Source organism: Halobellus sp. H-GB7, assembly GCF_030848585.1.
In the GTDB taxonomy this organism is placed as follows: Archaea; Halobacteriota; Halobacteria; order Halobacteriales; family Haloferacaceae; genus Haloquadratum; species Haloquadratum inordinatus.
This window is the reverse complement of the sequence record NZ_JAVDDW010000034.1, coordinates 1-1,111: the sequence shown is the minus strand read 5'-3', so window position 1 is coordinate 1,111 and position 1,111 is coordinate 1. Positions and strand designations below refer to the sequence as shown.

Here is a 1,111-nt window from a genome sequence, read left to right as displayed (position 1 = left end):
CGTCTGGAGAGCGACGTATAGCTGTTTGAGGGCACGGTGGATCGGTTCGCCTTCTGCCTGCTTCTCGGCGGCGTCTTCAGCCTCCCGGAGAATGTGCGCCCAACATCGCTGGAGGTTGCTGCTGAAGGCCGGATACGCCGTCCACCCGTCACAGACGACCGTTCCCGCGAAGTCCTCGCCGAGGACTTCTGCGGGAATATCACTCCCTCTACTCTCCCTGACCGCGTACAGCGTATGGTTCTCGGTGGTGAACGTCCAGATCCACGCTTGTTCGCCGTCGCGTTTGATTCCAGTCTCGTCAACGTGGACAACGTCGGTTTGCTGGATCTGGCGGCGAATTTGCTCGTACTCACAGCGACCGGCGCGCGCAGCGCGCTCGGTCGCATACCACGCCGCCGCACCCGACAGTTTCAGTCCGTGGAGTTGCTCAAAGCGGTCGCCGATCTTCCGGTAGGGAAGGCGGTGATCGTACCGGGAGAGTGCTGCCTGTGCGATGACGTTCACCCCGAACTGCCCCTCATCGGGGCAGTCGGGGTGTGAGGCGACAGTCTCTGTCCCACAGGAGTGGCACTCGTAGTGGTGTCGATTGTACTGTGTGACCTCCGGTGGCTGTGGGTCCGGGAGTTCCTCGACGAGTCGGGGGCTGACGCCCGCCGACTCGTCGAACGTTTCGCCACACTCGGGACAGCAGTCACAGGTGACCTCGATTTTCTGATCTGGATCAGGTGCAACCCGCCACTCAGGGTCGTGTCCGGGCTTTCGACCAGGCGTGCCGCCGTCAGTACGTGAGTGTTCGTCGTCCTCGTCCCCACCGGACGAGGACGACTCTCCTTGGTCTGATTGGTCCTTGCTCGGTGGTGTATGCGGTCCCTCGTACCACCGGATTTTAGCTCTGAGCCGTTTGTTTTCCTGTCGCAATTGTTCGTTCTCTTCTCGAAGCTCTTGGTTTTCCTCGCGGAGTTGTTCGACCTCTTCCTCAAGCGAAGCAAGGCGTGCTAGGATTTCCTCTTTGGTTGGGTCGGAAGAAGTCATAAGCAGGCAAGACGGGATGGTCTCCAGTCCGGAGACCATCCCTTAGGAATGCACTCTGTTGCCTGCTGCATCGATCTAC

General features: G+C 60.1%; 1 protein-coding gene. It reads right to left on the bottom strand.

The window, feature by feature from the left end; all coding sequences use genetic code 11:
- On the bottom strand, positions 1–1,032 hold a 1,032-nt coding region (locus RBH22_RS17790; RefSeq protein WP_306678749.1), incomplete at its 3' end, for an IS66 family transposase.
- Between the last annotated feature and the right edge of the window lie 79 nt (positions 1,033–1,111).